The 24,305-nt window shown below is 71.7% G+C and carries 14 protein-coding genes and 1 pseudogene; 6 read left to right on the forward strand and 9 right to left on the reverse strand.

The genetic code is table 11. The features are described 5' to 3' along the window. Positions 1 to 89: 89 nt before the first annotated feature. Complete coding sequence (locus AAFN69_RS18395) at positions 90 to 1,553, forward strand: FG-GAP-like repeat-containing protein (protein WP_347729642.1); 1,464 nt, start codon at positions 90 to 92, stop codon at positions 1,551 to 1,553. Positions 1,554 to 1,611: 58 nt separating this feature from the next. Here the strand turns inward: AAFN69_RS18395 and AAFN69_RS18400 are convergent, their stop codons facing one another. The 3 genes from AAFN69_RS18400 to AAFN69_RS18410 form a co-directional block, all read right to left on the reverse strand. Then, entirely contained in the window at positions 1,612 to 4,950 is a 3,339-nt protein-coding gene (locus AAFN69_RS18400) for a S8 family serine peptidase (RefSeq protein ID WP_347729643.1), read from the reverse strand. Positions 4,951 to 5,213: 263 nt separating this feature from the next. Next, the gene (locus AAFN69_RS18405; RefSeq protein ID WP_347729644.1) at positions 5,214 to 8,543 is read right to left on the reverse strand and encodes a S8 family serine peptidase; all 3,330 of its coding nucleotides are present in this window, start codon (positions 8,541 to 8,543) and stop codon (positions 5,214 to 5,216) included. Positions 8,544 to 8,806: 263 nt separating this feature from the next. Continuing rightward, positions 8,807 to 12,121 (reverse strand): S8 family serine peptidase, encoded by a 3,315-nt coding sequence (locus AAFN69_RS18410; RefSeq protein WP_347729645.1) that lies wholly within the window; start codon positions 12,119 to 12,121, stop codon positions 8,807 to 8,809. Between the two features lie 429 nt (positions 12,122 to 12,550). Between AAFN69_RS18410 and AAFN69_RS18415 the strand changes: the two are divergent. Both AAFN69_RS18415 and AAFN69_RS18420 read left to right on the forward strand, forming a co-directional pair. Continuing rightward, positions 12,551 to 13,078, forward strand: a pseudogene (locus AAFN69_RS18415) (NUDIX hydrolase); the annotation flags it as partial. 404 nt (positions 13,079 to 13,482) lie between these two features. After that, positions 13,483 to 15,795 (forward strand): N-acetylmuramoyl-L-alanine amidase, encoded by a 2,313-nt coding sequence (locus AAFN69_RS18420; protein ID WP_347729646.1) that lies wholly within the window; start codon positions 13,483 to 13,485, stop codon positions 15,793 to 15,795. 155 nt (positions 15,796 to 15,950) lie between these two features. On the opposite strand, the gene AAFN69_RS18425 is transcribed toward AAFN69_RS18420, so the two are convergent. After that, positions 15,951 to 16,967, reverse strand: coding sequence for a LysR family transcriptional regulator (locus AAFN69_RS18425; RefSeq protein WP_347729647.1), 1,017 nt, complete (start codon positions 16,965 to 16,967; stop codon positions 15,951 to 15,953). A gap of 180 nt (positions 16,968 to 17,147) precedes the next feature. Between AAFN69_RS18425 and snpA the strand changes: the two genes are divergently transcribed. Further along, a complete protein-coding gene (gene snpA / locus AAFN69_RS18430; protein ID WP_347729648.1) occupies positions 17,148 to 17,807 on the forward strand; it encodes a snapalysin in 660 nt (219 codons plus the stop codon). A 127-nt stretch (positions 17,808 to 17,934) separates the two neighbouring features. On the opposite strand, the gene AAFN69_RS18435 is transcribed toward snpA, so the two are convergent. From AAFN69_RS18435 to AAFN69_RS18450, 4 genes are all read right to left on the reverse strand, one after another. Then, positions 17,935 to 18,375: a DUF6304 family protein gene (locus AAFN69_RS18435; protein ID WP_347729649.1), complete on the reverse strand. Its 441-nt coding sequence runs from the start codon at positions 18,373 to 18,375 to the stop codon at positions 17,935 to 17,937. Positions 18,376 to 18,424: 49 nt separating this feature from the next. Further along, positions 18,425 to 18,658 carry a hypothetical protein gene (locus AAFN69_RS18440; RefSeq protein ID WP_347729650.1) on the reverse strand — a complete coding sequence of 78 codons (234 nt, stop codon included), beginning with the start codon at positions 18,656 to 18,658 and terminating at the stop codon, positions 18,425 to 18,427. A 54-nt stretch (positions 18,659 to 18,712) separates the two neighbouring features. Further along, positions 18,713 to 19,294 (reverse strand): dihydrofolate reductase family protein, encoded by a 582-nt coding sequence (locus AAFN69_RS18445; RefSeq protein ID WP_347729651.1) that lies wholly within the window; start codon positions 19,292 to 19,294, stop codon positions 18,713 to 18,715. Positions 19,295 to 19,439: 145 nt separating this feature from the next. After that, positions 19,440 to 20,480 carry a family 2 encapsulin nanocompartment cargo protein polyprenyl transferase gene (locus tag AAFN69_RS18450; RefSeq protein WP_347729652.1) on the reverse strand — a complete coding sequence of 347 codons (1,041 nt, stop codon included), beginning with the start codon at positions 20,478 to 20,480 and terminating at the stop codon, positions 19,440 to 19,442. A 292-nt stretch (positions 20,481 to 20,772) separates the two neighbouring features. Between AAFN69_RS18450 and AAFN69_RS18455 the strand changes: the two genes are divergently transcribed. Both AAFN69_RS18455 and AAFN69_RS18460 read left to right on the forward strand, forming a co-directional pair. Then, the gene (locus AAFN69_RS18455; RefSeq protein ID WP_347729653.1) at positions 20,773 to 21,363 is read left to right on the forward strand and encodes an N-acetylmuramoyl-L-alanine amidase; all 591 of its coding nucleotides are present in this window, start codon (positions 20,773 to 20,775) and stop codon (positions 21,361 to 21,363) included. Between the two features lie 176 nt (positions 21,364 to 21,539). After that, positions 21,540 to 22,523 (forward strand): pyridoxal-phosphate dependent enzyme, encoded by a 984-nt coding sequence (locus AAFN69_RS18460; protein ID WP_347729654.1) that lies wholly within the window; start codon positions 21,540 to 21,542, stop codon positions 22,521 to 22,523. Positions 22,524 to 22,608: 85 nt separating this feature from the next. On the opposite strand, the gene AAFN69_RS18465 is transcribed toward AAFN69_RS18460, so the two are convergent. After that, positions 22,609 to 24,216 carry a Na+/H+ antiporter gene (locus tag AAFN69_RS18465; protein ID WP_347729655.1) on the reverse strand — a complete coding sequence of 536 codons (1,608 nt, stop codon included), beginning with the start codon at positions 24,214 to 24,216 and terminating at the stop codon, positions 22,609 to 22,611. Between the last annotated feature and the right edge of the window lie 89 nt (positions 24,217 to 24,305).

The following is a 24,305-nucleotide window of genomic DNA, read 5'->3' on the forward strand; positions in this document are numbered from 1 at the left end:
TAATACGCAACCCCCGGCCCCCCTCGGAGGTCAAAGGAGTGACCCAGCCGATGTGCTGGAGACATTCAGCGTTCAGGGGGACCACACGCATGACATCGAACAAGACCCTCCGCGGGCTGGGGCTCGCCGCGGCCATCGCCGTGACCGCGTCCCTCACCGCGCCCGTGGCCTTCGCGGCGCCGGGTGAGGCTCCGCAGGCCACGACGGCCAAGGCCAAGGCGGAGGACTTCAACGGCGACGGGTACCGCGATGTCGCCGTCGCCGCGCCGGGGGCGACGGTCAACGGGAAGAAGGGCGCGGGGTACGTCGCCGTCCTGTACGGCTCCAAGTCCACCGCGCTGCCGCCGGTTCGGAAGGTCTTCCACCAGGACACCACCGGGATACCGGACGTGGCCGAGGTCAACGACAGCTACGGCAGCTCGCTGTCCGCGGCCGATCTGGACGGCGACGGCTACACCGATCTGGTCGTCGGCGCCTCCGGCGAATCGGTCCGGGAGGGGACGTCGGGCGCGCTCTCGGTGATCTGGGGCGGGCGCGGCGGGCTCAGCGGGTCGGCCGTGCTGAAGTCCGGTGCGGCGAACGAGTACAACTTCGGCGCGCACCTGGTGACCGGGGACATTCAGGGAGACGGCGCGCAGGACGTCGTGGCGGCCGGTTACGGGACCCACCTCGTGCACCTCTCCGGCCCGTTCAAGCGGGACGGCTCCCCCGCCTCGGTGGCGGCGACCGCGACCGAGGAGTACTTCGGCATCTTCGATCTGGCCGCCGGTGATCTGAACCGCGACGGGAGGACGGATGTCGCGGCCGTCCGGCACTACGAGATCGGCGCGGACATGCACGGCACTCATCTGTGGGCGGGCGGTGCCCAGGGCCTGCTGCCAGGTGCCCCCGTCAAGAACGGCGCGAACAGGTTTCTCGGAAACAGCCTGGACATCGGTGATGTCAACAAGGACGGGTACGAGGATCTGGTCGTCGGCCGGGGCTACGAGGGGATGAATGTCGAGCCGGCCACGCTGGGCGGTGTGATCACCTACATACCGGGCTCGGCCAGGGGACCCGTCGGCGGCAGTGCCCGCGTCATCGGCCAGAACACCACCGGGGTACCGGGAACGGCCGAAGTGAGCGACGGTTTCGGCAACGGCCTCTCGGTCGGCGACATCGACGGCGACGGATACGCGGATGTCTCCACCGGTGTCCCGAGCGAGACCATCGGCAAGGTGCGGAACACGGGCGCCGTGGTCACGCTGCGCGGCGGGAAGAGCGGGCTGACCGGCGCCGGTGCCAAGGTCTTCAGCCAGGACACGGCGGGCGTGCCGGGCACCGCCGAGAACTACGACCGGTTCGGTTTCGCCACCAAGCTCGTGGATCTCAACAACGACAAGCGGGCGGAACTGGTCGTCAGCGCGCTCAATGAGGACGCCGGTGCCGGAGCCGTGTGGATCCTGCGGGCCACGAAGTCCGGGATCACCGCGAAGGGCGCCGTCTCCTTCGGCGCCAAGACGCTCGGCACCACCAGCACCCGCGCCCTGCTGGGCGCGTACTTCAACAACTGAGCCACTCGGCTCCCGTACGGCCGGGCCTCCTCAGAGGGGCCCGGCCGTACGGTGGCGGCTACTTGCCGAACCAGGCGTTGTACGAGGTCACTCGGGCGGTGCCGCCCTGCTTGTCCGTCACCTCGGCCCGGAGAGTGATCGCCTTGCCCTTGGCCGGGTTCTTCACGGTCACCTTGTTCTTGGTCACCGTCAGCTTCTTCCAGGTCTTGCCGCCGTCGTACGAGGCATGCGCCGTCAGGGACTTCACATTCCCCTTCGCCGCCGCGCCCTCGACCAGGAGTGACAGGGTATGCGCGGCCCCCGCCGGAGCCGTGCTGTCCAGTCCGACCCGGGCGCCGGTGAACCGCACCGTGGAGATGGGCAGCGGCGCCCAGTCGTCGGAGACCGCGGCGGGTGCGTGGAAGCTCCAGCTCGCGTCGGTCCGGCTGCCCGCGCGGGCCTGCGCGGCCTTGCGCGTCACCGAGGTGGTGAGGGTGAAGTCGCCCGCCTCGCGACCGCCCATCGGGAGCGGGGCCCGTCCGGTCATCGGGTCGTCGTTCTCGGCGATCCTCGTGGTGCCGCGGTACAGCACGGTCTTCGCCGATTCGGCTTCGGACCAGCCGACATGGCCCTGACCGTCGGAGAACAGCGGCATCGCGTGGGCCAGCGTGTCACCGACCCGCCAGATGCCGGCCCGCTGCGACGACCGGGGCCCGAAGGGGCCGGTGTTGAAGTTCTCCCGGTGGGTCGCGCCGGCCTGATACCGCTTCATTGGGCTCCGGAGGAAGATGTCGCGGAACTGGTGGCCGCTCCCCGGATCCCTGGCACCGAGCTGGCTGGCGTCCATGGCCCACTCGGCGCCGTCCGCGGTGGACATGTACACCACGCGGCCGGCGGGCAGCGGCTGCGCCACGATCGGGGCGACGTTCTGCCATGTGATGCCCGGAATCCGGCCGTGCACCTCCACGGTGCCCTGCTTGCCCTTGACCGACGAGCCGATTCCGACCTTCACCCTGGCGAACTCGGCCGCCGTGAAGTGGCGGGTGTGACCGGTGGATATCCGCTTCGCCGGGCCGCCGGAGGTGGCGTTGTACTCGGTGCCGGCGCCCTTGCGCCAGCTGCCGCGCCACTCCTGGACCAGCGAACCGTCGGTGACCTCCGGGCCGAGGTGGGCGACCCTGAGCCGCGCGAAGGAGGCCGCCTGGTGGACCCCGCCCATGAGGTCGGTGCCGGGCAGGTTCAGCTGATAGGCCAGCATCCCGAAGGCGGGCTTCGCCCCGGCGTCCGGCACCGTGACCCTGCCCGGCCGGGTGGTGCGGGCGTCGATGGTCACCGTCCGGTCGCGGTCGACGGTGAGCCGGGGCTGGACGACCACATCCACCCCCTGGGTGAGGTCCGCCGGGTCGGCGGGCGCGGAGGCGTCGAGGAAGAACTCGCCCCTGGGCACCCGGACCGTGGCGTCGGTGGGGGTGGCGTCGAACTGATACCACTGCCGGAAGTCGGTGAGACCCACCAGCATGGTCTGGAACTGCCCGCCGGGCGCCCCGTCCCGCCCGATGTGCCGGAGGGTGAGGTTGTACGACTCCACCTCGCGGTCGACGACCGCGGCGGTACGCACGCTCGTGCCCGCGCCGGAGGCGATGACCGCCCCGGTGTAGAGGCCGTCGTCGGTGCCGCCGATCCGGGTGTCGGTGGTGACCTCCACGGAGGCGGTGCCGCCGGCCGGTACGGTCACCCGGTCCGTGCCGGTGGTGAGGAATCCGGCGGGAGCCGGCTTGCCGCCGGGGCCCGTGGCGGTCGCCGTCAGATCGAGGGTGACCGCCTCCGTACCGGCATTGCGGTAGGTGACCTTTCTCTTCACCGGCTCGTCATCGGTGTGCGGCCAGAGCTGCTTGCCGAAATCGAGTGAGGTCTCCTCGGCGAAGACGCTCTGGTCGATCGCCTTGTCGACCGCGATCCGGCCGGTGCCCTGCTGGTGCGGGCTGTGTCCGCCGTCCTTCGCGGAACCGGTGAGCACTCCCTTCAGCTCCTTCGCCTTCCACCCCGGGTTCTTCTGCTTGAGCAGGGCGGCGGCGCCGGCGGCGTGCGGGGTGGCCATGGATGTGCCGGACATGGCGGCATAGTCGCCGGCCGCGGTGCCCGAGGCCGCGGCGGCGGTGATGTCGACACCGGGGGCGGTCACATCGGGCTTGATCCCGCCGCCGATGCGGGGGCCGGTGCCGGAGAAGTCGGCGATGGCCTCCCGCGCGTCGACGGCCCCGACGGTGAGGGCGGCGTCGGCGGTGCCCGGTGAGTCGAGGGTGCCCGGTCCGTAGTTGCCCGCGGCGACCGCGAAGAGCACCCCCTTGTCCGCCGTGATCCGGTTGATCTGGGCCTCCAGCGGGTCGGTCTCCGGGGTGTCCGGCCGGCCGAGGCTGAGGTTGACGATGTCCGCGCCCTGTTCGACGGCCCAGTCGATGCCCGCGGCGATGACGGAGTCGCCGGTCTCGCCGGTGGCGTCGAAGACCTTGCCGTTGATGATCTCGGCGCCGGGGGCGATGCCCTGGTACCGGCCGGCGGAGGCGGCTCCGGTGCCGGCCACCGTGGCGGCGACATGGGTGCCGTGGCCGTGCCGGTCCCCGGCGTCCGGTTCGGCGGTGAAGTTCTTCGCCGCGACCACTCTGTCCCGCAGGTCGGGGTGGCCGCTGTCCACGCCGGAGTCGATGACGGCGACCTTGACGCCCTTGCCGTCGTATCCCGCCCGCCAGGCGGCGGGGGCGCCGATCTGCGCGGTGCTCTTCTCCAGGGTGGCCCTGCGGATGCCGTCGAGCCAGATCCGGCTGATGCCGGAGGCGGTGGCCCGCGCGCCGCTGTCCGTCTCCCGGGTGAGGGTCTCCCAGAGCCCGGGAGCGGCGGTGACGGCGTCCGCGCCGAGCGTCCTCAGCGAGCGGTTCAGCTCGGTGCCGTCGGCCGCCCGGACGGCCTGGCGGGCGCTGGTCCCGGCCGACCCGGCGTACGCCACGATGAGCCGCAGCCCGTCCGCGTACGCCCGCCGGCTCTCCGCCCGGCTCAGCTCCGTCACATCGAAGAGCCGCCGGTCCAGCCGGCCCTCAGCGATCAGACGGCGGGCGTCGAGCGGCACCACATGGGTGTGGCCGTCGCGGACATGGGTCCGTACGGGGATGCCGGCCCGGCCCCTGGCGGGTTCGAAGCCGGCGGCCCGGCCCTTGGCGTCCACCCGCACCCGGTCCCCGGTGATCAGGGTGACCCAGTGCATGCCGCCGACCGGTGCCGGTTCCGCGGCACTCGCGCCGGGCGGCGGGGCGGCGCCGATCGATGCCGCGCCCGCCGGTGCCGCTCCGGTGAGACCGGCGAGCAGCGCCAGTGAGACGGCCGCGGCCGGCGCGGCGGCTCCGGCGTGCCGACGTCTGATGAACATCTGACCTCCTGTGGGGAGTTCGGGGACCGATGAGCGGTCCCTTCTCTCACAGGGGTTAGCGAGGTGGCCCCCGCGCCAGGTTGGACGGTCGGCCGATATCTGGCTCAAAATAGCTGCTGAGTAATGACTTTCGGACGATCTCCGGTGATGGGGTGAACGTTTCGGGAGAGGTCACTGTTGCGTCGGACCGCCTCACCGGAACACACGGACGGCGGCCCGCCGGTGTGTCCGACGGGCCGCCGCGCGGTGGTGCTCGATGGGTGCTACTTGCCGAAGAAGGCGTTGTACACGGTCACCTTGGCGGTGCCGCCCTGCTTGTCCGTCACCTCGGCGCGCAGCGTGATCGCCTTGCCCTTGGCCGGGTTCCTCACGGTCACCTTGTTCTTGGTCACCGTCAGCTTCTGCCAGGTCTTGCCGCCGTCGTACGAGGCATGCGCGGTGAGCGCCTTGACGTTCCCCTTGGCCGCCGCACCGTGAATCTGAAGCGGGATGACCTGGGACGCACCCGCCGCGGCGGTGTTGTCCAGACCAACCTTGGCACCGCTGAACCGCACGGTCGAGATCGGCAGGGTCACTTCGTCGTCGGTGGGGGCGGCCTTCGCACGGAAGGTCCAGTCGGCGTCGATCCGGGTGCTCACCCGCGCCGTCGCCGCACTCCGCTTCACCGAGGTGGTCAGCTTGAACAGACCCGCGTCACGCCCGATCGCCAGCGACTCCCGGCCGGACAGCGGGTCGGTGCTGGTGGCGATCTTCTTTCCGTCGCGGTACAGCGCGGTCGCGGCGGAGGTGATGTCGGACGCCCCCGAGTGACCCCGGCCGTCCGAGAACAGCGGCATTCCGACCCGGAGCTGATCGCCCCGGCGCTCGGCGCCCGAGTTCCGGTCGAGCAGCGGCGCGAAGACGGCGGTGTTGAAGGTCTCCTGGTAGCTCTTGCCCGCCTGGTAGACCTTGGGCGCGGAGTCCAGGAACACGTCCCCGTCGTAGCCGCCGTCCGGGTTGTCGCGCACGATCTGGGCGAAGGAGAAGCCCCACTTCGTCTTCTCACCGGCGAGGACGTGCACGGTACGGGTGTCGGGCAGCGGCCGTGCGGCACCGTAGCCGGGCACGCCCCACTCGGCTCCCTGGAGGATCGCATTGGCCTCCAGGACGGCCCGCTTGCCCTTGGCCGTGACGCCGAGGCCCGCCTTCACCGTGGCGAACTCCGCGGCCTTGAAGGCCCGGGTGTAGCCCGTGGGTATGCGCTTCACCGTTCCGCTGGTGGCGATCTTGTACTCGGCGCCGGACTTCGCGCGCCAGCTCCCGGTCCATGTCTGGTTCAGGGAACCGTCGGTGACCTGCGGGCCGAGATGGGCCATGCGGACCGAGCCCAGGGAGTTCATGGGGTAGAAGCCGCCGATGGATCCGCCGTCCGGCCCGGTCCAGAGGTGCTCGGCGACTCCGAAGGTGAAGGCGGCCTTCGCGTCGGGCACGGTGGGCTTCACCGGCTTGGCGCTGCGGGCGTCGATCGTGACCGTCCGCGCCCGGTCGACCGTCAGCTTGGGCTGGACCACGACATCGCGGCCCTTGAGGAAGTCGTCGCGGTCGTCCCTGGCGTCGGCGTTGAGCACATACTCGCCCTTGGGGAGCCGGATCCTGATCTCACCGGCGGCGTCGTTGTCCAGGGAGTCGACGAGGAATCCCTCACCGGGCACGGTCCGCGACATCAGCGCCGTCTCGAACTTCGGGCTGGGCTTTCCGTCCCGGCCGATGTGCTTCAGCGTGACCTCGTACGACTCGGCCTCGCGCTCGATCGCGGCGGTGGACCGGACGGTCTGGCCGCCCCCGGACGCGACGACGGAGGCGGTGAAGTGACCGTCGTCGGCGCCGATCCGGGTGTCCGCGGTGACATCGACCGAGGCGGTGCCGCCGGCCGGCACGGTCACCCGGTCCGAGCCGAGGGTGAAGAAACCGGCCGGGGCCGGCTTGTACCCCGGGGCGTGGCCGGTGACCGTGAGATCGAGGGTGATGTCCGCCGTACCGCTGTTGCGGTAGGTGAGCTTCTTGGTGACCGGCTGGTCGTCGGTGCGCGGCCACAGCTGCTTGCCGAGGTCGAGCGAGACCTCGTCGGCGAAGACGCTCTGGTTCATGGCCGCCTCGACGGCGATCCGGCCGGTGCCCGTCTCATAGGGGGTGTGTCCGGTGCCCTTGGCGGACGAGGCGAGCGCGGTCCGCAGCTCCTTCGCCTTCCACTGCGGGTTCTTCTGCTTGAGCAGGGCGGCGGCGCCGGCGACATGCGGGGTGGCCATCGACGTACCGGACATGGCGGCATAGTCGCCGGCCGCCGTGCCCGAGGCGGCGGCGGCCGAGATGTCGACACCGGGCGCGGCCACATCGGGCTTGATCCCGCCGCCCAGGCGGGGTCCGGTGCTGGAGAAGTCGGCGAGCTTGTCCGCGCGGTCGACGGCGCCGACGGTGAAGGCGCCGTCCGCGCTGCCCGGCGAACCGATCGCATTGCCGTAGGCATTGCCCGCCGCCACGGCGAAGAGCACACCCTTCTCGGCCGTGACCTTGTTGACCTGGGCTTCGACCGGGTCGATCCCGGGGTGGTCCCGGCTGCCGAGGCTGAGGTTGACGATGTCCGCGCCCTGCGCCACCGCCCACTCGATACCGGCGATGGTCTCGGAGTCGCTGCCGTAACCCTCGTCGTCCAGCACCTTGCCGCTGATGATCTCGGCCTGCGGGGCGACACCCTTGTGGGTGCCGTTGGACTTGGCTCCGCTGCCCGCGGCCGTGGAGGCCACATGGGTGCCGTGGCCCTGCCGGTCCACGGCGTCGGGGGCCGCGCTGAAGTTCCGGGAGGCGATCACCCGGCCCTTGAGGTCCAGGTGCTCGGCGTCGACACCGGTGTCGAGGACGGCGATCTTCACGCCCTTGCCCTCGTAGCCGGACTGCCAGGCGCTGGGGGCGCCGATCTGGCCGGTGCTCTTCTCCAGGGTGGCCTTGCGGATGCCGTCGAGCCAGATCCGGCTGATCCCGGAGGCGGTGGCCCGCGCGCCGGTGCCGGTGCCCTTCGTCAGGGTCTCCCAGAGCCCGGGAGCGGCGGTGACGGCGTCGGCGTTCAGCGTCCTCAGCGAGCGGCTGGGCTCCGTGCCGCCGGCGGCACGGACGGCCTGGCGGGCGCTGGTCCCGGCCGATCCGGCGTACGCCACGATGACCCGCAGCCCGTCCGCGTACGCCTTGCGGCTCTCCGCCCGGCTCAGCTCGGTGACATCGAAGAGCCGCCGGTCCAGCCGGCCGTCCGCGATCAGGCGGCGGGCGTCGTGCGGCACCACATGGGTGTGGCCGCCCTCGGTGAAGATCTGCACGGGGACGGTCTCGCGGCCCTTGGCCGGTACGAAGCCGGTGACCTTGCCCTTGGCGCCGGTCCTGACCCGGTCCCCGGTGATCAGCGTGACCCACTCGGTCCCGCCGGCTGCGGCCCGTACGCCGGACGCGCTCCCGCCGGGCGCCGGTGAGGCGGTGGCGGACCCCGCCCCGGTCATTCCGGCGACCAGCGCCAGCGAGACCGCGGCGGTGAGCGCGGCGGCCCCGGCGCGCTGATGTCTGTTGAACACAAATCCTCCTGGGGGGTGTGAGCGAGTCGCTACGGCCTCGCTCACACCCGGAGAAGTGGAATTCACAGGTCCTGGGTTGAGTGGGAGATCGAGGATGGCTGGAATCAGCCTCTTGGGGTGCCGCTTCCGGCCGTACTCCCGGCCCGGATGAACGGACCCGGGGCTGCTGTCGTCCTACGTGGCTCGGGAGCCGCGTTCCGCGCGACGGACGGCGGCCCGCCGGTGTGTCCGACGGGCCGCCGCGCGGTGGTGCTCGATGGGTGCTACTTGCCGAAGAAGGCGTTGTACACAGTCACCTTGGCGGTGCCGCCCTGCTTGTCCGTCACCTCGGCCCGGAGAGTGATCGCCTTGCCCTTGGCCGGGTTCTTCACGGTCACCTTGTTCTTGGTCACCGTCAGCTTCTTCCAGGTCTTGCCGCCGTCGTACGAGGCATGCGCCGTCAGGGACTTCACATTCCCCTTGGCCGCCGCACCATGGACCTCAAGCGGAATGACCTGGGACGCACCCGCCGGAGCGGTGCTGTCCAGACCAACCTTGGCACCGCTGAACCGCACGGTCGAGATCGGCAGCTTCACCTCCGTGTCCGCCGGCGCGGCCTTCGCACGGAAGGTCCAGTCGGCGTCGACCCGGGTGCTCACCCGCGCCGTCGCCGCACTCCGCTTCACCGAGGTGCTCACCTTGAACAGACCCGCGTCACGCCCGATCGGCAGATAGTCCATACCGGTCAGCGCGCCGGAGCTCTCAGCGATCTTCTTCCCGTTCCGGTACAGCGTGGTCTTCTCGGACTCGACCGCGGACGATCCGGCGTTCCCCCGCCCGTCGGAGAAGACCGGAATTCCGGTGAACAGGTCGCCGCCGAGCTGCCAGAAGCCCGCCCACTCGGTGAGGATCGGAGCGACGACCGCGGTGTTGAAGGTCTCCTGGTAGGTCTTGCCCGCCCGGTAGGCGCGGTTCGGGGAGTCCAGCAGCACATCGACCTCGAGGCCGCCCGCCGGGTCGTCGCCGATGACCTGGTCGAAGAGGAGCGACCACTTCGCCTTGTCACCGGTGGAGACATGGACGGTGCGGTTGTCCGGCAGCGCCAGTGCGGTGGTCGGGTAGAAGAGGTTGACGAGGCTGCCCGGTATATCGCCGTTCGCCCTCAGGATGGCCCGCTTGCCCTTGGCCGATGCGCCGAGGCCGACCTTCAGCTTGGCGAACTCCCCCGCCTTGAAGGCGCGGGTGTAGCCGGTGGCGATCCGCTTCACCGGGCCGCCGGAGAGGGCGTTGTACTCGGTGCGGGCGTTCCTGCTCCAGTTCGCGGACCAGGCCTGGGTGAGCGTCCCGTCGGTGACCTGCGGGCCGAGGTGGGCGATATTGATCTCGGAGAAGGAGTTCACCGGGTAGTAACCGCCGACCACCTGGCGCGCGTCCGGGACGGTGCGGTTGTACTCCATCAGCCCGGCGGTGAGCCGGGCCTTGGTGTCGGGGCCGGTGATCTTCACCGGCTTGGCCTTGCGGGCGTCGATCGTGACGGTGGACGCCTTGTCGACGGTCAGCGAGGGCTGGAGCACGACATGGTGGCCCTTGGCCGGGTCGGCGGGGTCGATCTGGACGCTGGCGTCGAGCATGTACGCGCCCTTGGGCAGCCGCACGGTCCTGTCACCCGCCGACGAGTCGAAGAACCGCGCCGATTCGAGGGCCGAGAGCGAGCCCAGCCCCGACTGGAAGCCCTTGCTCGGCTTTCCGTCGCGTCCGATGTGCTTGAAGGTGACCTCGTACGACTCGACCTCGCGCTCGATCGCGGCGGTGGACCGCACGGTCTGGCCGCCCCCGGACGCCTCGATCGTGGCCGTGTGGTGGCCGTCCGAGGCACCGCTCAGCCGGGTGTCGGCGGTGAGGTCGACGGAGGCGGTGCCGCCGGACGGCACGGTCACCCGGTCCGAGCCGAGGGTGAAGAAACCGGCCGGGACGGGCTTGCCGGCCGGGCCGTGCGCGGTGACCTTCAGATCGAGGGTGACCGGCTCCGTACCGCTGTTGCGGTAGGTGATCTTCTTGGTGACCGGGGTGTCGTCGTGGTGCGGCCAGAGCTGGGTGCCGAGGTTGAGCGACACCTCATCGGCGAAGACGCTCTGGTCGATCGCCTTGTCGACCGCGATCCGGCCGGTGCCCTGCTGATACGGGGTGTATCCGCCGTCCCGCGCGGACGAGGCGAGGGCGGTCCGCAGCTCCTTGGCCTTCCACTGCGGGTTCTTCTGCTTGAGCAGGGCGGCGGCGCCGGCGACATGCGGGGTGGCCATCGACGTACCGGACATCGAGGTGTAGTCGCCGGAGGCGGCGGCCGCGGTGATGTTCACACCGGGGGCGGTGACATCGGGCTTGATCGCGCCGTCGCCGACGCGCGGACCGGTGCTGGAGAAGCCGGCGAGCTTGTCGCCGGCATCGACGGCGCCGACGGTGAAGGCACCGTCCGCGCTGCCCGGCGAGCCGACCGAATTCGGGCCCCCGTTGCCGGACGCCACGGCGAAGAGCACACCCTTCTCGGCCGTCAGCTTGTTGATCTGGGCTTCCATCGGGTCGATCTCGGGGCCGTCCCAGCCGCCGAGGCTGAGGTTGACGATGTCCGCGCCCTGCGTCACCGCCCAGTCGATGCCCGCGATGATGTCGGAGTCGGCACCGCCGCCGAAGTCGTTCAGCACCTTGCCGTTGATGATCTCGGCCTGCGGGGCGACACCCTTGTGGGTGCCGTTGGACTTGGCTCCGCTGCCCGCGGCCGTGGAGGCCACATGGGTGCCGTGGCCCTGCCGGTCCTTGTCGTCGGGGGCGTCGCTGAAGTTCCGTGACGCGGTCACCCGGCCCTTGAGGTCGGGGTGCTGGGCGTCGACACCGGTGTCGAGGACGGCGATCTTCACGCCCTTGCCCTCGTACCCGGACTGCCAGACCTTCGGGGCGCCGATCTGCGCGGTGCTCTTCTCCAGGGTGGCCTTGCGGATGCCGTCGAGCCAGATCCGGCTGATGCCGGAGGCGGTGGCCCGCGCGCCGCTGTTCGTCTCCCGGGTGAGGGTCTCCCACAGTTCGGGCGTGGCCGTGACGGCGTCCGCGCCGAGCGCCTTCAGCGAGCGGTTCAGCTCGGTGCCGTCGGCGGCGCGGACGGCCTTGCGGGCGCTGGTCCCGGCCGATCCGGCGTACGCCACGATGAGCCGCAGCCCGTCCGCGTACGCCCGCCGGCTCTCCGCCCGGCTCAGCTCGGTGACATCGAAGAGCCGCCGGTCCAGCCGGCCGCTCGCGATCAGCCGCCGGGCGTCGTGCGGCACCACATAGGTGTGTCCGCGCTCGGTGAGGGTCTGTACGGGGACGGTCTCGCGGCCCCTGGCGGGTTCGAAGCCGGCGGCCCGGCCCTTGGCGTCCACCCGCACCCGGTCCCCGGTGATCAGGGTGACCCAGTGCCCGCCGCCGGCGGCCGGCCGCGCCTCCGCGGCGCCTCCGCCGGGTGTCGGGGTGGCACCGGCCGCGCCCGCCCCGGTCATTCCGGCGACCAGCGCCAGGGACACGGCGGCGGTGAGCGCCGCGACCCCGGCGCGCTTCTGTCTGTTGAACACGCTTCCTCCTGGGGGGAGTTGAGCGAGACCTGAGTGGTCTCACCCACCCGGGGAAGAGGGGATCGGGCCATCGGGGTTGGGTGCGCGGGCAACGATGTCCGGAAGCAGCGTGCCGGACCACGGCTTCCGGCCCGAATCGCGATCCGGGTGAACGGGAACGCTCCGCCCGCCGTCCTACTCACTCGGTGGCATCCCTCGTCTGTGAGAAGGCTGAGCGCCGCCGGCCGGGGCCGTGCCGTCGTGCGGGCTTCACCATCTCGGGGGAAAGTCCGCGACCCGGGGCATCGGCCGGGAAGGGGCCGGGAGGCGGCAAGGGCCGCCGGGCGGGAGCCCGGAGGGCCGGCCGCCGTGGCGGGAGGGGGCCTTCGCGGTCGAGCACAGTGGTGCCCGGCAGCACAAGGAGTGCTCCCTTTCCAAGGAGTTGGGCAAATGCGGTGGACCGTGCACGGGGAACGCCAGATCTACGACAACCCCTGGGTCAACCTCTGGCTCGCCGATGTCCAGCAGCCCGACGGGCTCCGGCTGGAACACCATGTGGTGCGGATGCGCCATCTCGCGGTGGCGGCCGTGGTGGATGCCCGGCACCGGGTGCTGATGATGTGGCGGCACCGGTTCATCACCGACACCTGGGGCTGGGAGCTGCCCATGGGGCTGATCGAGCCGGGTGAGACGCCGGAACAGACGGCGGCCCGGGAGGTGGAGGAGGAGACCGGCTGGCGGGTCGGGGCGATGCGGCCCCTGGTGTACGCACAGCCCGCGAACGGGATCACGGACTCCGAGCACCATGTGTTCCGGGCCGACGGCGCGAGCTGGGCCGGGCCGCCGACCGAGCTCAATGAGTCGGACCGGATCGAGTGGATCCCGCTCCGGGAGGTCCGGGCGATGATCGACCGGCGGGAAGTGGTGAGCAGCGGGAGCCTGGTCGGGCTGCTCTATCTGCTGCTGGACGAGGCGACCGAGGCGGGCCCTTGCCCGGGTACGGGTACGGCTGCGGGAGCCGCCGCGGGTCTGGCTCCCGGCGCCGACGCGGGTCCGGACACAGGACCGGGCAGGGACACCGGCCCGACACCGGAGGCGGACACCCGCCCCGACGCGGACGCGGTCCCGGGCTCCGCCTCCGGTCCGGACCGGGCCCCCGGCCCGGACACCGGCGGTCGCCGCACGGCAGGCCCCCCGCCTCCCGCCGCGTGATTGTTGCCGATATCACGGCGAGGTCGGGCCTGATCGACGCGGAATCCGGCCGAAACAGGCCCCAACAAGCAAGACCAATAACGACATATCAGTAAATAACTCGGTGACTATCCCATCGACAACTCCGGTAACTTGCGGCGAAGGAGTCAACGAAAGGGTGTTCGAGCCGCATGAGTTCACGTCGTTGGTGGGGGGCGGCATCGGTCGTCGCGGCCGCCGTCGCCGGGGTCCTGGTCTTCGAGGGAGTGACCGGGCAGCCCCTGGATGAGCAGGACGGATCCGCGAAGGCGGGCAAGGTCAACGGCCCCGTCCGGGGCGAGGCGTACACCGCCCCGCTCAAGGTCGACGGCGAAACCGCCGTGCTCGGCAAGCGCGACGCCGAGAACTTCTCCATGGTCGGCGTCACCTGGACCGATCCCAGCACCAAGATCACCGGGAAGGTGCAGGTCCGGGCGCGCGGCACGGAGTCCGGGACGTGGTCGCGCTGGCTGACCCTGGAGAACGACGGCGGGCAGGGCGACGGGAACAGCGCCCGGCGCGGCGGCACCGAGCCCGCCTGGGTCGGCCCCTCCGACGGAGTCGAGGTACGCGTCGAGGGCCGGTCCGGCCTCCCCGCCGGGATCCGGCTCGACATGATCGACCCCGGCAAGGGATCCGGCGGGGGATCCGGGATCGCGGCCGGCGCCTTCGAACCGGCCGCCTTCACGGTCAGCGACGGGCCGACGGCACCCGGCGGCGAGACGCCCCCGGCGGAGACCGCGCCCTCCGGCGAGGCGACGGCACCCGCCGGCCCCGGGCCCGGGGCGTCGGAACCGGCCGCCCCCGGCCCCTCCACCGAGGCGCCCGTCCCGACCACCGACCCCCCGTCGGCCACTCCCCCGGCCGCGCCCTCCGGCACCGCGACCCCGCCCGCTTCCCCGCCCGCGAGCCCGCCGGCGACCGCCTCGCCGGGACCGGCGTCGATCGCGCCGCAGCCGCCGGTCACCGCACGGGCGGGCTGGGGCGCCGATGAGTCGATCAGCCCCGAGGCACCCACACACCTGCCGGAGGGGAAGGTCAAGGCCGTGGTGGTGCACCACACCGCCGGATCCAACAACTACAGCTGTGAGCAGGCCCCTTCCGTGGTCCGCGGGACGTACCTGTACCACGTCCAGCAGAAGAAGTGGAAGGACATCGGCTACAACTTCCTGATCGACAAGTGCGGCACGATCTATGAGGGCCGCAAGGGCGGAATCGACCAGCCGGTGATGGGCGCGCACGCCTACGGCTTCAACTCCGAGACCTCCGGTGTCTCGGTGCTCGGCACCTACACGGATGCCGCGCCGACCGCCGCCGCGCTCGAATCGGTCGCCAGGATCTCGGCCTGGAAGCTCGGACAGTACGGCGTCCCGCCGGCCGGCACCGCCACCCTGACGGCGGGGGCGAACGGCACCAGCCTCGCCGGGGTCACCTGGACGAAGGGCGCCAAGCGCACCCTGCCGGCCATCCTCGGCCACCGTGACGTGGACGCGACCCTCTGCCCCGGCCAGTCGTTCTACAACGTCCTCGGCACCGTCCGGGAGCAGGCGGGCGGCTCGGTCTCCGGACTCGCGATCAAGTCGGTCACCGGGGCCTCGCTCTCCGGCTCCGCGTACTACGCCAGGGCCGCGATCACCGTGAACTGGTCCGCCACCACCCCGGCCGCGCAGATCGCCTCCTTCGAGCTGCTGGTGGACGGCAAGGTGGTCGCCACGACCGCCGGCACCGCCCGTTCGGCCAAGGCGACCCTGACCCCGGGCAGCCACAAGGTCGCGGTCCGGGCCACCCACCGGTCCGGCGGCGGCAGGACGGTCACCGCCACGGTGATCGCCGATGTCACCGCGCCCACCTTCCCGGCGAAGCCCGCCCTCGCCCTGCGCACCGGCACCGTGAGCACCACGGCCGTCCCGCTCACCCTGAGCTGGAAGGCGGCGGACTCGGTCGCGCTGAAGGAGGTCAGGCTCACCTCCCCGGTCGCCAGGACCTACACCGGCGCCACCGCCTCCGCGGCGCACACCGCCAAGCCGGCCGCGGCCGGGGTCTGGTCCCTGACGGCGTACGACCGGGCCGGCAACACCGCGACCGCGCGGGCCACCGGTACGCCGGTGATCCTCCAGGAGACCTCGGCGAAGAAGTCCGGCACCTGGTCGAGCAAGTCCTCCACCAGCTACCTCGGCGGCAAGTCGTACTCCAGCTCCGCCAAGAACGCCTCGCTGAGCTGGACCTTCACCGGCCGTTCGGTGGCCTGGACGGTCTCGCGCGCCGCTACCTCCGGACAGGCGCACATCTACGTCGACGGGGTGAAGAGCGCGACGGTGGACCTGAAGTCGTCCACGACCAAGTACCGCGACGCGATCTGGACCAAGACCTGGAGCGGCAGTGCCAAGCACACCGTGAAGATCGTGGTCGTCGGCACCAAGGGACGTCCGGCGGTCACCACGGACGGGCTGGTCTATCTGAAGTAGCCGCCCCGGCGGCACACGGCACGGCCGGCAGGGTCCTCGCGTCTCCGGCGCGGGGGCCCTGCCGCCGTATGCGGGGCTCCACCACCCGCCGTACGCGGACGGCGATGCGCGGGCCCGGCGCGCGGACGGCGGTGCGCGGGCCGTACGCGGGAGGCTCAGGCCGCCGGAGCGGCCAGCAGCGGGCTCTTGTGCCGGAGCAGCCACTGCCGGTACACCGTCACACCCGATGCGGCCTCGCGGTACGCCGCCTCCAGCTCCGCGTAGACCGCCTCGTACGCCTCCCCCGCGCCGGCGTGCCCCCCGCCGGCCGGGGAGTCCGCCTCACCGCCCGCCGGCGGCCCCGCGGCCACCCGCGAGAAGAGCAGCAGCCGCACCGCCAGCGGGTCGCCGCGCAGCGGTCTTATGGCCATGTCGTCGCGCGGCCCGGAGGTCGGCTGACAGGGCGCCACCGCCTCGCCGACCGCGATCAGGGAGGCCGCGGTGTGGTAATCCCCGTGCATCACCCGGGGGTTGAGCCCGGCCTCGCCGAACACCCGGCGCAGCCCGTCCCACTCGCCGTCCACCGTGGGGTCGACGATCCACCGGTCCTCGGCCAGATCGGCGAGCTCCACCACGGGCGCGGCGGCGGCCGGGTGGTCCCGGGTCATGGAGATGAACTGGGGCTCGCGCTCGACCAGTACGCGTGCGGTCAGACCGTCGGGCACCAGCAGCGGACACCCCTCCACCTCATGGACGAAGGCGACATCGAGCTGCCCCGCCGCGACCATCCTGAGCAGTGCGTTCGCCGAGACGTCCATGTGCAGCGAGATCTCGGTGCCCGGCAGCCGCTGCCGCAGCCGGCCGAGCCAGCCGGGCAGCGCGCGGCTGGCCGTGGAGCCGATCCGCAGCCGGGGCTCCCCCGTCCGGCAGGCGGCGGCCTTCGCCTCCACCACGAGCGCACTCATCTCGGCCACCAGCGAGCGGGCCCGGCTCAGGACGGCACGGCCCACCGGAGTGGGACGGCAGCCGGAGCGCTCCCGGGAGAAGAGTTCCGCGCCGAGGGAGTGCTCGATCCGCCGCAGCTGAGTGGTGAGGGAGGGCTGGCTGACGCCCAGTTGGCGGGCGGCCTTGTGCAGGCTGCCCGCGTCGGCGATCGCGCACAGGGCGCGGAGGTGTCGCACCTCAAGCTCCATGTACCCGAGAGTAGAACCGCTCCTTCCGGCACACCAGAGACACACTTCGGTGCAGAGGGGACGGACAGGGACAGGGTGATGCGCCGGTGTTATCGGTGGTTGGCATCATCCCCGCACGGGGGTGTCTCGCGGAGACTCGGCCTACCCAAGTTCGTTCAACGGACGAGTAGGAGACCCCCCATGCGTCACCCCAGAACCGTACTCTCCGCCGCTCTCGGTGCCGTCCTCACCGCCGCCCTCGGTGCCGGAGCCGTCCCGGCCGGCGCGGCGACCGCCGCCGAGTCCCCGCGCTCCGCCGTGCCGTCGTATGTCGCCTATGAGGGTTCCAAGGAGGATGTGAAGGCGACCAGGGCATTCTTCGCCGCCGTGGTGAAGTCGGTCGCCGAGAAGCGTGCCGCCAACCCGGGCGCCCGGGTGGTGACCGTCAACTACAGCACCGCGAACGCCCCCACCTTCCGCGCGCAGATAGCCCGCTCCACCCAGATCTGGAACAGCTCGGTCACCAATGTGCGGCTCCAGGAGGGCGCCAACCCGAGCTTCCGCTACTACGAGGGCAATGACGCCCGCGGCTCGTACGCCAGCACCGACGGGCACGGCCGGGGATACATCTTCCTCGACTACCGGCAGAACCAGCAGTACAACTCGTACCGGGTGACCTCGCACGAGACCGGCCATGTGCTCGGGCTGCCGGACAACTACCGGGGCCCGTGCAGTGAGCTGATGTCCGGCGGCGGACCCGGCACCTCCTGCACCAACGCGGTGCCGAACGCCGCCGAGCGCTCACGGGTCAACTACCTCTGGGCCAACGGTCTCGCGGCGGCGATGAAGAGCGTCTCCTGAGGACATTCCCGTGAGGACCTCTCCCTGAGGACGTCTCCCACGAGACGAGGGGCCGGCCCGCCGGCGGTGCGGCGGACCGGCCCCTCCGGGCGGGTGCTTCGGTGATGGAGCGGTCGGGCGCCGGCGGTCAGACGTCGGCGGTCATATGGGTTCCCAGCTCGGCGCCGTGCGGGAGCTGCTTCTGGATGCGGTCGAGCGCGTCGTCGAAGTCACCGCCCGCGACACCGGATTCATAGGCCGCACCGCCGTAGTGCAGGGTCATATTGAGATCCGCCCGATCGAGGGATCCTTCGGGCCGTGGTTCGCCGAGCGTCAGCAGACAGCTCAGAGTCGCCCGCTCCACCGTGCCGTCCGCGTGGACGGGCAGCGGTATGTCCCATTCCAGTACACAGGAGGAGAGAACACCCTCCCCCTCCACGGTCTCCAGGGCGGCGAACGCGACCCCTTCGTACTCAACACCCCTGATGCGCGTGCGCAGTTGCCGTCCGTGCGCCGCGATCGTGACCGCTTCCGCGCCACGTCGGTCGCGGTACCAGCCCGCCCAGACTTCAGTCGACTCCGATGACATGGCGCGGACTGTAGCGGTACGGGGCCCCTCGCTGAACAGCCGGGATGGCTCAGACGCTACCCAGCGCCGCGCCCGGGCCGTCCCCGGAGCGCTCCGCGTGGTGTTCGGCGGTGTACTCGGCGCACTCGGGATTGCGGCAGGGACCCGGCCCCCAGAAGGGGACGAACGCCCCCAGCGTCTTGCGCCGTGTGATGACCGCGCCGACGGGCTCCCCGCACTCCGGGCACCGCTGCCCGGCCTGCGGGTCGCGGTGGGTCGGCCGCATCCTGTCCGTAGTACCCATATGTCCACAATAATGCGGTACGAGCGGTACGGACAGCGGACGCGGGCGGCGGGATCAGCGCTTCCTGCGGTAGGTGCGGACGATGACCCCGTTGCCGAAGACGCGGTGCGATTCCAGCGCGAACTCGTCCATCCGGAAGTCCGCGCCGAACATCGGCATCCCGGCACCGAGGATCACCGGATATGTCTTGATCACGAGCTCGTCGACCTCGTCACGGAGCTGCCCGGCGAGGTCGGCGCCGCCGCAGAGGTAGATACCGAGGCCCGGCTCGCGCTTGAGCTTCGCCGCCAGGGCGGCGAGATCACCGGAGACGATCTCGACATTCGGGTCGGGGGACTCCCCGAGGGTGCGGGAGGCCACGAGCTCGCGGAGATGGGCGTACGGGCTGGTGATCCCGGCGTCCAGCGCGAGCTGGTACGAGGCGCGGCCCTGGATGACCGTGTCGTAGCGGGTGTTCGGGAGGTGATCGATGCCGAGCGCCGCCCGGCCGGCCGCGGGCACGGTGTCCGCCCACTCACCCGTGAGGTACTCCAGATATTCGCCGGTGGCCCATGCGCCGAAGAATTCGGCGTCGCCGTCCGGGGCCCCGATGAAGCCGTCGATCGAGGCGGCGATGTAGTAGCTGAGCTTGCGCAAACCAGTCCTGTTCGTCGTGGGGCGGGACCGCGGCCGGGCGCCGGGATTCCGCCCGGCGCCACAACCACTCCGCCTATAGTGCTCCACCCGTAGTGGTTTCGCAAGCGTCTTCGGAGCCGTCCCCCCGGTGACCGGAGGCGCGCGGTCACCAGGTGCGGCGGGTGACGAACTCGGCCAGTGACAGCAGATCCCCGGCGGCGGCGAGGTCCGGCACGGCCAGCGAGAGCTGGTGCACCGCGCGGGCCATCCGGTCGGCGGCCTGGAGCTGGGCCCAGTCCCGGCCGCCCGCCCGCTCCACCGCCCGGGCCGCGTCGCGCACCGCCGTCCCGGACATGGGTCCTCGGTACAGCTCCGCCAGCTCGGCCCCGGCGGCGGTGCCGGAGGCGAGCGCGGCCACCACCGGCAGCGACTTCTTGTGGGCGGCCAGATCCGCTCCGGCCGGCTTGCCGGTGCGGCCGGGGTCGCCCCAGATCCCGATCAGGTCGTCGATGAGCTGGAAGGCGAGCCCGGCCTCCCGGCCGAAGGCGTCCATGGCGTCGACCTCCTCGGCGCTGCCGCCCGCGTAGAGCGCGCCGAGCGCGCAGGAACAGCCCAGCAGCGCGCCGGTCTTGGCGGTCGCCATCCGCAGGCAGTCGTCGAGCGACACCTCGTGGGGTGCCAGTGCCTCGAAGGCGCAGTCCTGCTGCTGTCCGGCGCAGATCTCGATCGCACAGGCGGCGAGCCGCTCGGCGGCGGCCGGGGCGGCGGGGTGGAGATCGCCGGCGAGCAGCCGCAGGGCGAGGGCCTGCACGGCGTCGCCCGTGATGACGGCGTCCGCGACGCCGAAGACCGTCCAGGCGGTGGCACGGTGTCTGCGGGTGCGGTCCCGGTCGATGACATCGTCGTGGAGCAGGGTGAAGTTGTGCAGCAGCTCCACCGCCGCGGCGGCCCTGGCGGCCTGCTCGGGCGCCCCGCCCAGGGCGCGGGCGGCGGCGAGCACCAGCGCCGGCCTGATGGCCTTGCCGGCGGCCTCGTCGGAGGCGCTGCCGTCGGCCCGCTGCCAGCCGAAGTGGTACATGGTGACCCGCCGCAGCGGACCCGGCAGTGACTCGATGGCGGCGCGCAGCGGGGGATCGACGACATCCCGGGTGCGTTCCAGCAGAGCGACGGCCTCGTCGCCGACCGCGCCGACCGAACCAACCGACATGGGACTTCCTCTCGATCACGCGCCCGAATCGCGGGGCCGCCGTGTCGCCGGGCCCGCCTGAGGAAGCCTTTCAGCACGCAGAGTCTTCACACCATTACACGAATGAATGGGAATACTTTCACCCCCTTCGGGGTAGCGGGGCGCGAAATCGGCGGCTCCGCCCCCATACCGGCCGGATCGGCTCGCACGCGAATCGAACGCATCGCTGCGCCCGAGTGGTTGGAGTAAAAGCTGTAAATGCACAGTACGGAACATTCCGTACAGACTCCTCGGCACTTCAGGGGGCTCGGCCATGTCAACACCCATGTCCGCGAGCAGCTTTCTCGACTCACTCCGCGACGAAGGACTGACGGTCGTCCAGGTCGGCGACTGGCGCACGCACAACCGCAACTCCAAGGGGCCCTGGGGCCCGGTCCACGGGGTGATGATCCACCACACGGTCACCAGGGGGACCGCGAGCACGGTCGCCCTCTGCCGGGACGGGTACCCCACCCTGCCCGGCCCGCTCTGCCACGGGGTCATCGCCAAGGACGGCTCGGTCCATCTCGTCGGATACGGCCGCGCCAATCACGCGGGCTCGGGGGACGACGAGGTGCTGCGGGCCGTCATCGCGGAGAAGGCGCTGCCGGCCGACAACGAGGCCAACACGGACGGCAACCGGTACTTCTACGGCTTCGAGTGCGTCAATCTCGGCGACGGGGTGGACCCCTGGCCGGAGGCCCAGCTCAGCGCCATCGCGAAGGCCGCGGCGGCGATCTGCCGCCACCACGGCTGGACGTCGCGCTCGGTCATCGGCCATCTGGAGTGGCAGCCCGGCAAGATCGACCCGCGCGGCTTCTCGATGAACTCCATGCGCGAACGGGTGCAGGAACTCCTGAAGTAGCCCACCCCACCCCTCCCCCGGCGCACGGCCCCCGCACGGCGGCGGGCGGGGGCCGTGCGCGAGGCGTCCGGAGGCCCCCCGGAGGACGTACCCGGGACGTACGGGGCGGAGATGACCGGCCGGAGGGGTACGGGGCGGAGATGACCGGTCGCGTCCGCCCAGGTGACAATGGGTGCGTGTCCCCGGAAGCCGCCGATCCCGCCGCCCTGCTGCACCCCCGGCTGCCCTCCCCGCTCCAGCCGGTCGAGGACGAGCGCTTCACCCGGTACGGCGTCCGGCTGCTGCTCAAGCGCGAGGATCTGATCCACCCCGATCTCCCCGGCAACAAATGGCGAAAACTCGCCCCCAATCTCCGGGCAGCGGCCGGACGGCCCCTGCTCACCTTCGGGGGCGCGTACTCCAACCACCTCCGCGCCACGGCCGCCGCCGGGCGGCTGCTGGGCTGTCCGACGATCGGGGTCGTCCGGGGTGACGAGCTGGCCTCCCGGCCGCTCAATCCTTCGCTCGCGCAGTGCGCGGCGGACGGGATGCGGCTGGTCTTCGTGGCCCGGTCGATCTACCGGCGCAAGGCCGAGCCCGAGGTGCTCGCCCGGATCCTGGAGGGAATCGGGGCCGGCGGCGGGGAACTGTTCGTGATCCCCGAGGGCGGCAGCAATGCCCTCGCCGCGCACGGCTGCGCCGAACTCGGGCGGGAGCTCTCGGGGCGGGCCGATGTCGTCGCCGTGGCCTGCGGCACCGGAGGCACCCTCGCCGGGCTCGCCGCCGGACTCGGCCCCGGCCCCCGGGGAAGCGGCCGGGTGATCGGAATTCCGGTCCTCAAGGGTGGCTTTCTGGCCATGGAGATCGAGCGGCTCCAGCGGGCGGCCTTCGGCGGCCGGGCCGGTGACTGGTCACTGGACGAACGCTTTCATTTCGGCGGATACGCCCGCACAACACCAGAACTCACCGCGTTCGCTGAAGAGTTCGAAGTACGCCACCGAATCCCCGTAGAGCGCATATATATCGCCAAACTGCTCCATGGGCTGACCACGCTCGCCGCCGAGGGCGCGTTCGCCCCCGGCACCGTGCTGGCCGCCGTCGTCACCGGCCGCCGCGAGCCGGGGACCGGCGAACCGGAGCCGCGCGCGCCCGGCCGGCCGGGCGGCTCACCGGGGTCATGAGAAGCGAACCGGGAGGGACCGGAGCGGGACGGGCCGGAGCGGGACGGGCCGGAGCGGGACGGGCCGGAGCGGACGCCGGAGCCTCTCACGGCTGCTCGTCGTCCTCCTCGCGGTAGGCCGCCGCCTCCTCCAGGTCCAGCCGGCGCAGCAGCGTCCGCATCATCTCGTCGTCGATCCGGCGCTCGTCCCGCAGCCGCACGAAGACCTCGCGCTCCGCCTCGATCATCTCCCGCGCCAGCCGCCGGTAGGTGTCGTCCGCCGACTCCCCGGTGGCCTCGCTGACCGCCCCGAGCCGCTCCCAGACGGAATTGCGGCGCCGCTCCATCACCGTGCGCAGCCGGTCCGCCAGCGGGTCCGGCAGGGCGTTGCGCGGATCCTCCAGCAGCCGGTCCAGCCGCTCCTCCGCCACCCGGGACGCCTCGCTCTGCGCCTGCGCCTCCGCCAGGGTGTCGGCCCTGGCGTCCCGTTTCGGCAGCCGCAGCAGCCGGATCAGCGCGGGCAGTGTCAGCCCCTGCACCACCAGGGTCCCGATGACCGTGGTGAAGGTCAGGAAGAGGACGAGATTCCGGGCCGGGAAAGGGTCGCCGCCGGTGGTGGTCAGCGGGATCGAGAAGGCGATGGCCAGCGAGACGACCCCGCGCATCCCCGCCCAGCCCACGATCACCGGCGCCTTCCAGGTGACGCCCGGCTCCCGCTCCCGGATCCGGGCGGAGAGCGCCCGGGGCAGAAAGGTCGCGGGGAAGACCCAGACGTACCGCATGGCCACCACGAACACGAAGACCCCGACCGCGTACCCGAGCGACTCGCCGACCCCGTACGCGCCGAGACCGTCGAGGACATACGGCAGCTGGAGCCCGATCAGCGCGAAGACGGCGGACTCCAGGATGAAGGCGACCATCTTCCACACCGCCTCCTCCTGGAGCCGGGTGGCGAAGTCGACCTGCCAGCGGCGGTGGCCCAGATAGAGGCCGACGACGACCACGGCGAGCACTCCTGAGGCATGCACCTGTTCGGCGGCACCGTAGGCCACGAAGGGAATGAGGAGGGAGAGGGTGTTCTGGAGCAGCGCCTCCCCGAGATGGGTGCGCAGCCAGTGGATGGGGACCATCAGCACCAGACCGACGCCCACCCCGCCGAGCGCCGCGAGCGCGAATTCGCCGATTCCCCCGGCCCAGCTCGCGCCCTCGCCGATCGCGGCGGCGACCGCCACCTTGAAGGCGGTGATCGCGGTGGCGTCGTTCACCAGGGACTCGCCCTGGAGGATCGTGGTGATCCGGTTCGGCAGCCCGAGCTTGCGGGCGATGGCGGTCGCGGCGACGGCGTCCGGGGGCGCGACCACCGCCCCCAGCACCAGGGCCGCCGTGAGCGGCAGCTCCGGCACGAGCAGATGGGTCAGCCAGCCGACCGTGACCGTGGCGAAGAGGACATAGCCCACGGAGAGCAGCGCGACGGGCCGGGCGTTGGCCCGCAGATCGAGATAGGAGCTGTCGAGTGCGGCCAGATGCAGCAGCGGCGGGAGCACCAGCGGGAGCACGATGTGCGGATCGAGGGTGTAGTCGGGCACACCGGGGATGTAGGCGGCGACCAGCCCGGCCGTGACCAGCAGCAGCGGCGCCGGTACCGGGGTCCTGCGGGCCGCCCCGGCGATCACGGCGCTGACCGCGATCAGTGCCACCAGTGAGAGTGCTTCCATTCGCCGTCCCATCGGTTCCGGATACGAGCAGGGCATACGGGGGCAGGGCATACGGGCGGGGCGGGGCATACGGGCAGGGCATACGGGCG

This window comes from Streptomyces sp. CAU 1734, assembly GCF_039888735.1.
Lineage (GTDB): Bacteria > Actinomycetota > Actinomycetes > Streptomycetales > Streptomycetaceae > Streptomyces.

Excerpts from the sequence above, each read along its gene's own strand:
- AAFN69_RS18400 (WP_347729643.1), bottom strand. The coding sequence starts at position 4,950 with ATGTTCATCAGACGTCGGCACGCCGGAGCCGCCGCGCCGGCCGCGGCC.
- AAFN69_RS18440 (WP_347729650.1), bottom strand. The coding sequence starts at position 18,658 with ATGGGTACTACGGACAGGATGCGGCCGACCCACCGCGACCCGCAGGCC.
- AAFN69_RS18465 (WP_347729655.1), bottom strand. The coding sequence starts at position 24,216 with ATGGAAGCACTCTCACTGGTGGCACTGATCGCGGTCAGCGCCGTGATC.
- AAFN69_RS18395 (WP_347729642.1), top strand. The coding sequence starts at position 90 with ATGACATCGAACAAGACCCTCCGCGGGCTGGGGCTCGCCGCGGCCATC.
- AAFN69_RS18420 (WP_347729646.1), top strand. The coding sequence starts at position 13,483 with ATGAGTTCACGTCGTTGGTGGGGGGCGGCATCGGTCGTCGCGGCCGCC.
- AAFN69_RS18455 (WP_347729653.1), top strand. The coding sequence starts at position 20,773 with ATGTCAACACCCATGTCCGCGAGCAGCTTTCTCGACTCACTCCGCGAC.
- AAFN69_RS18425 (WP_347729647.1), bottom strand. The coding sequence starts at position 16,967 with ATGGAGCTTGAGGTGCGACACCTCCGCGCCCTGTGCGCGATCGCCGAC.
- AAFN69_RS18450 (WP_347729652.1), bottom strand. The coding sequence starts at position 20,480 with ATGTCGGTTGGTTCGGTCGGCGCGGTCGGCGACGAGGCCGTCGCTCTG.
- AAFN69_RS18435 (WP_347729649.1), bottom strand. The coding sequence starts at position 18,375 with ATGTCATCGGAGTCGACTGAAGTCTGGGCGGGCTGGTACCGCGACCGA.
- snpA (WP_347729648.1), top strand. The coding sequence starts at position 17,148 with ATGCGTCACCCCAGAACCGTACTCTCCGCCGCTCTCGGTGCCGTCCTC.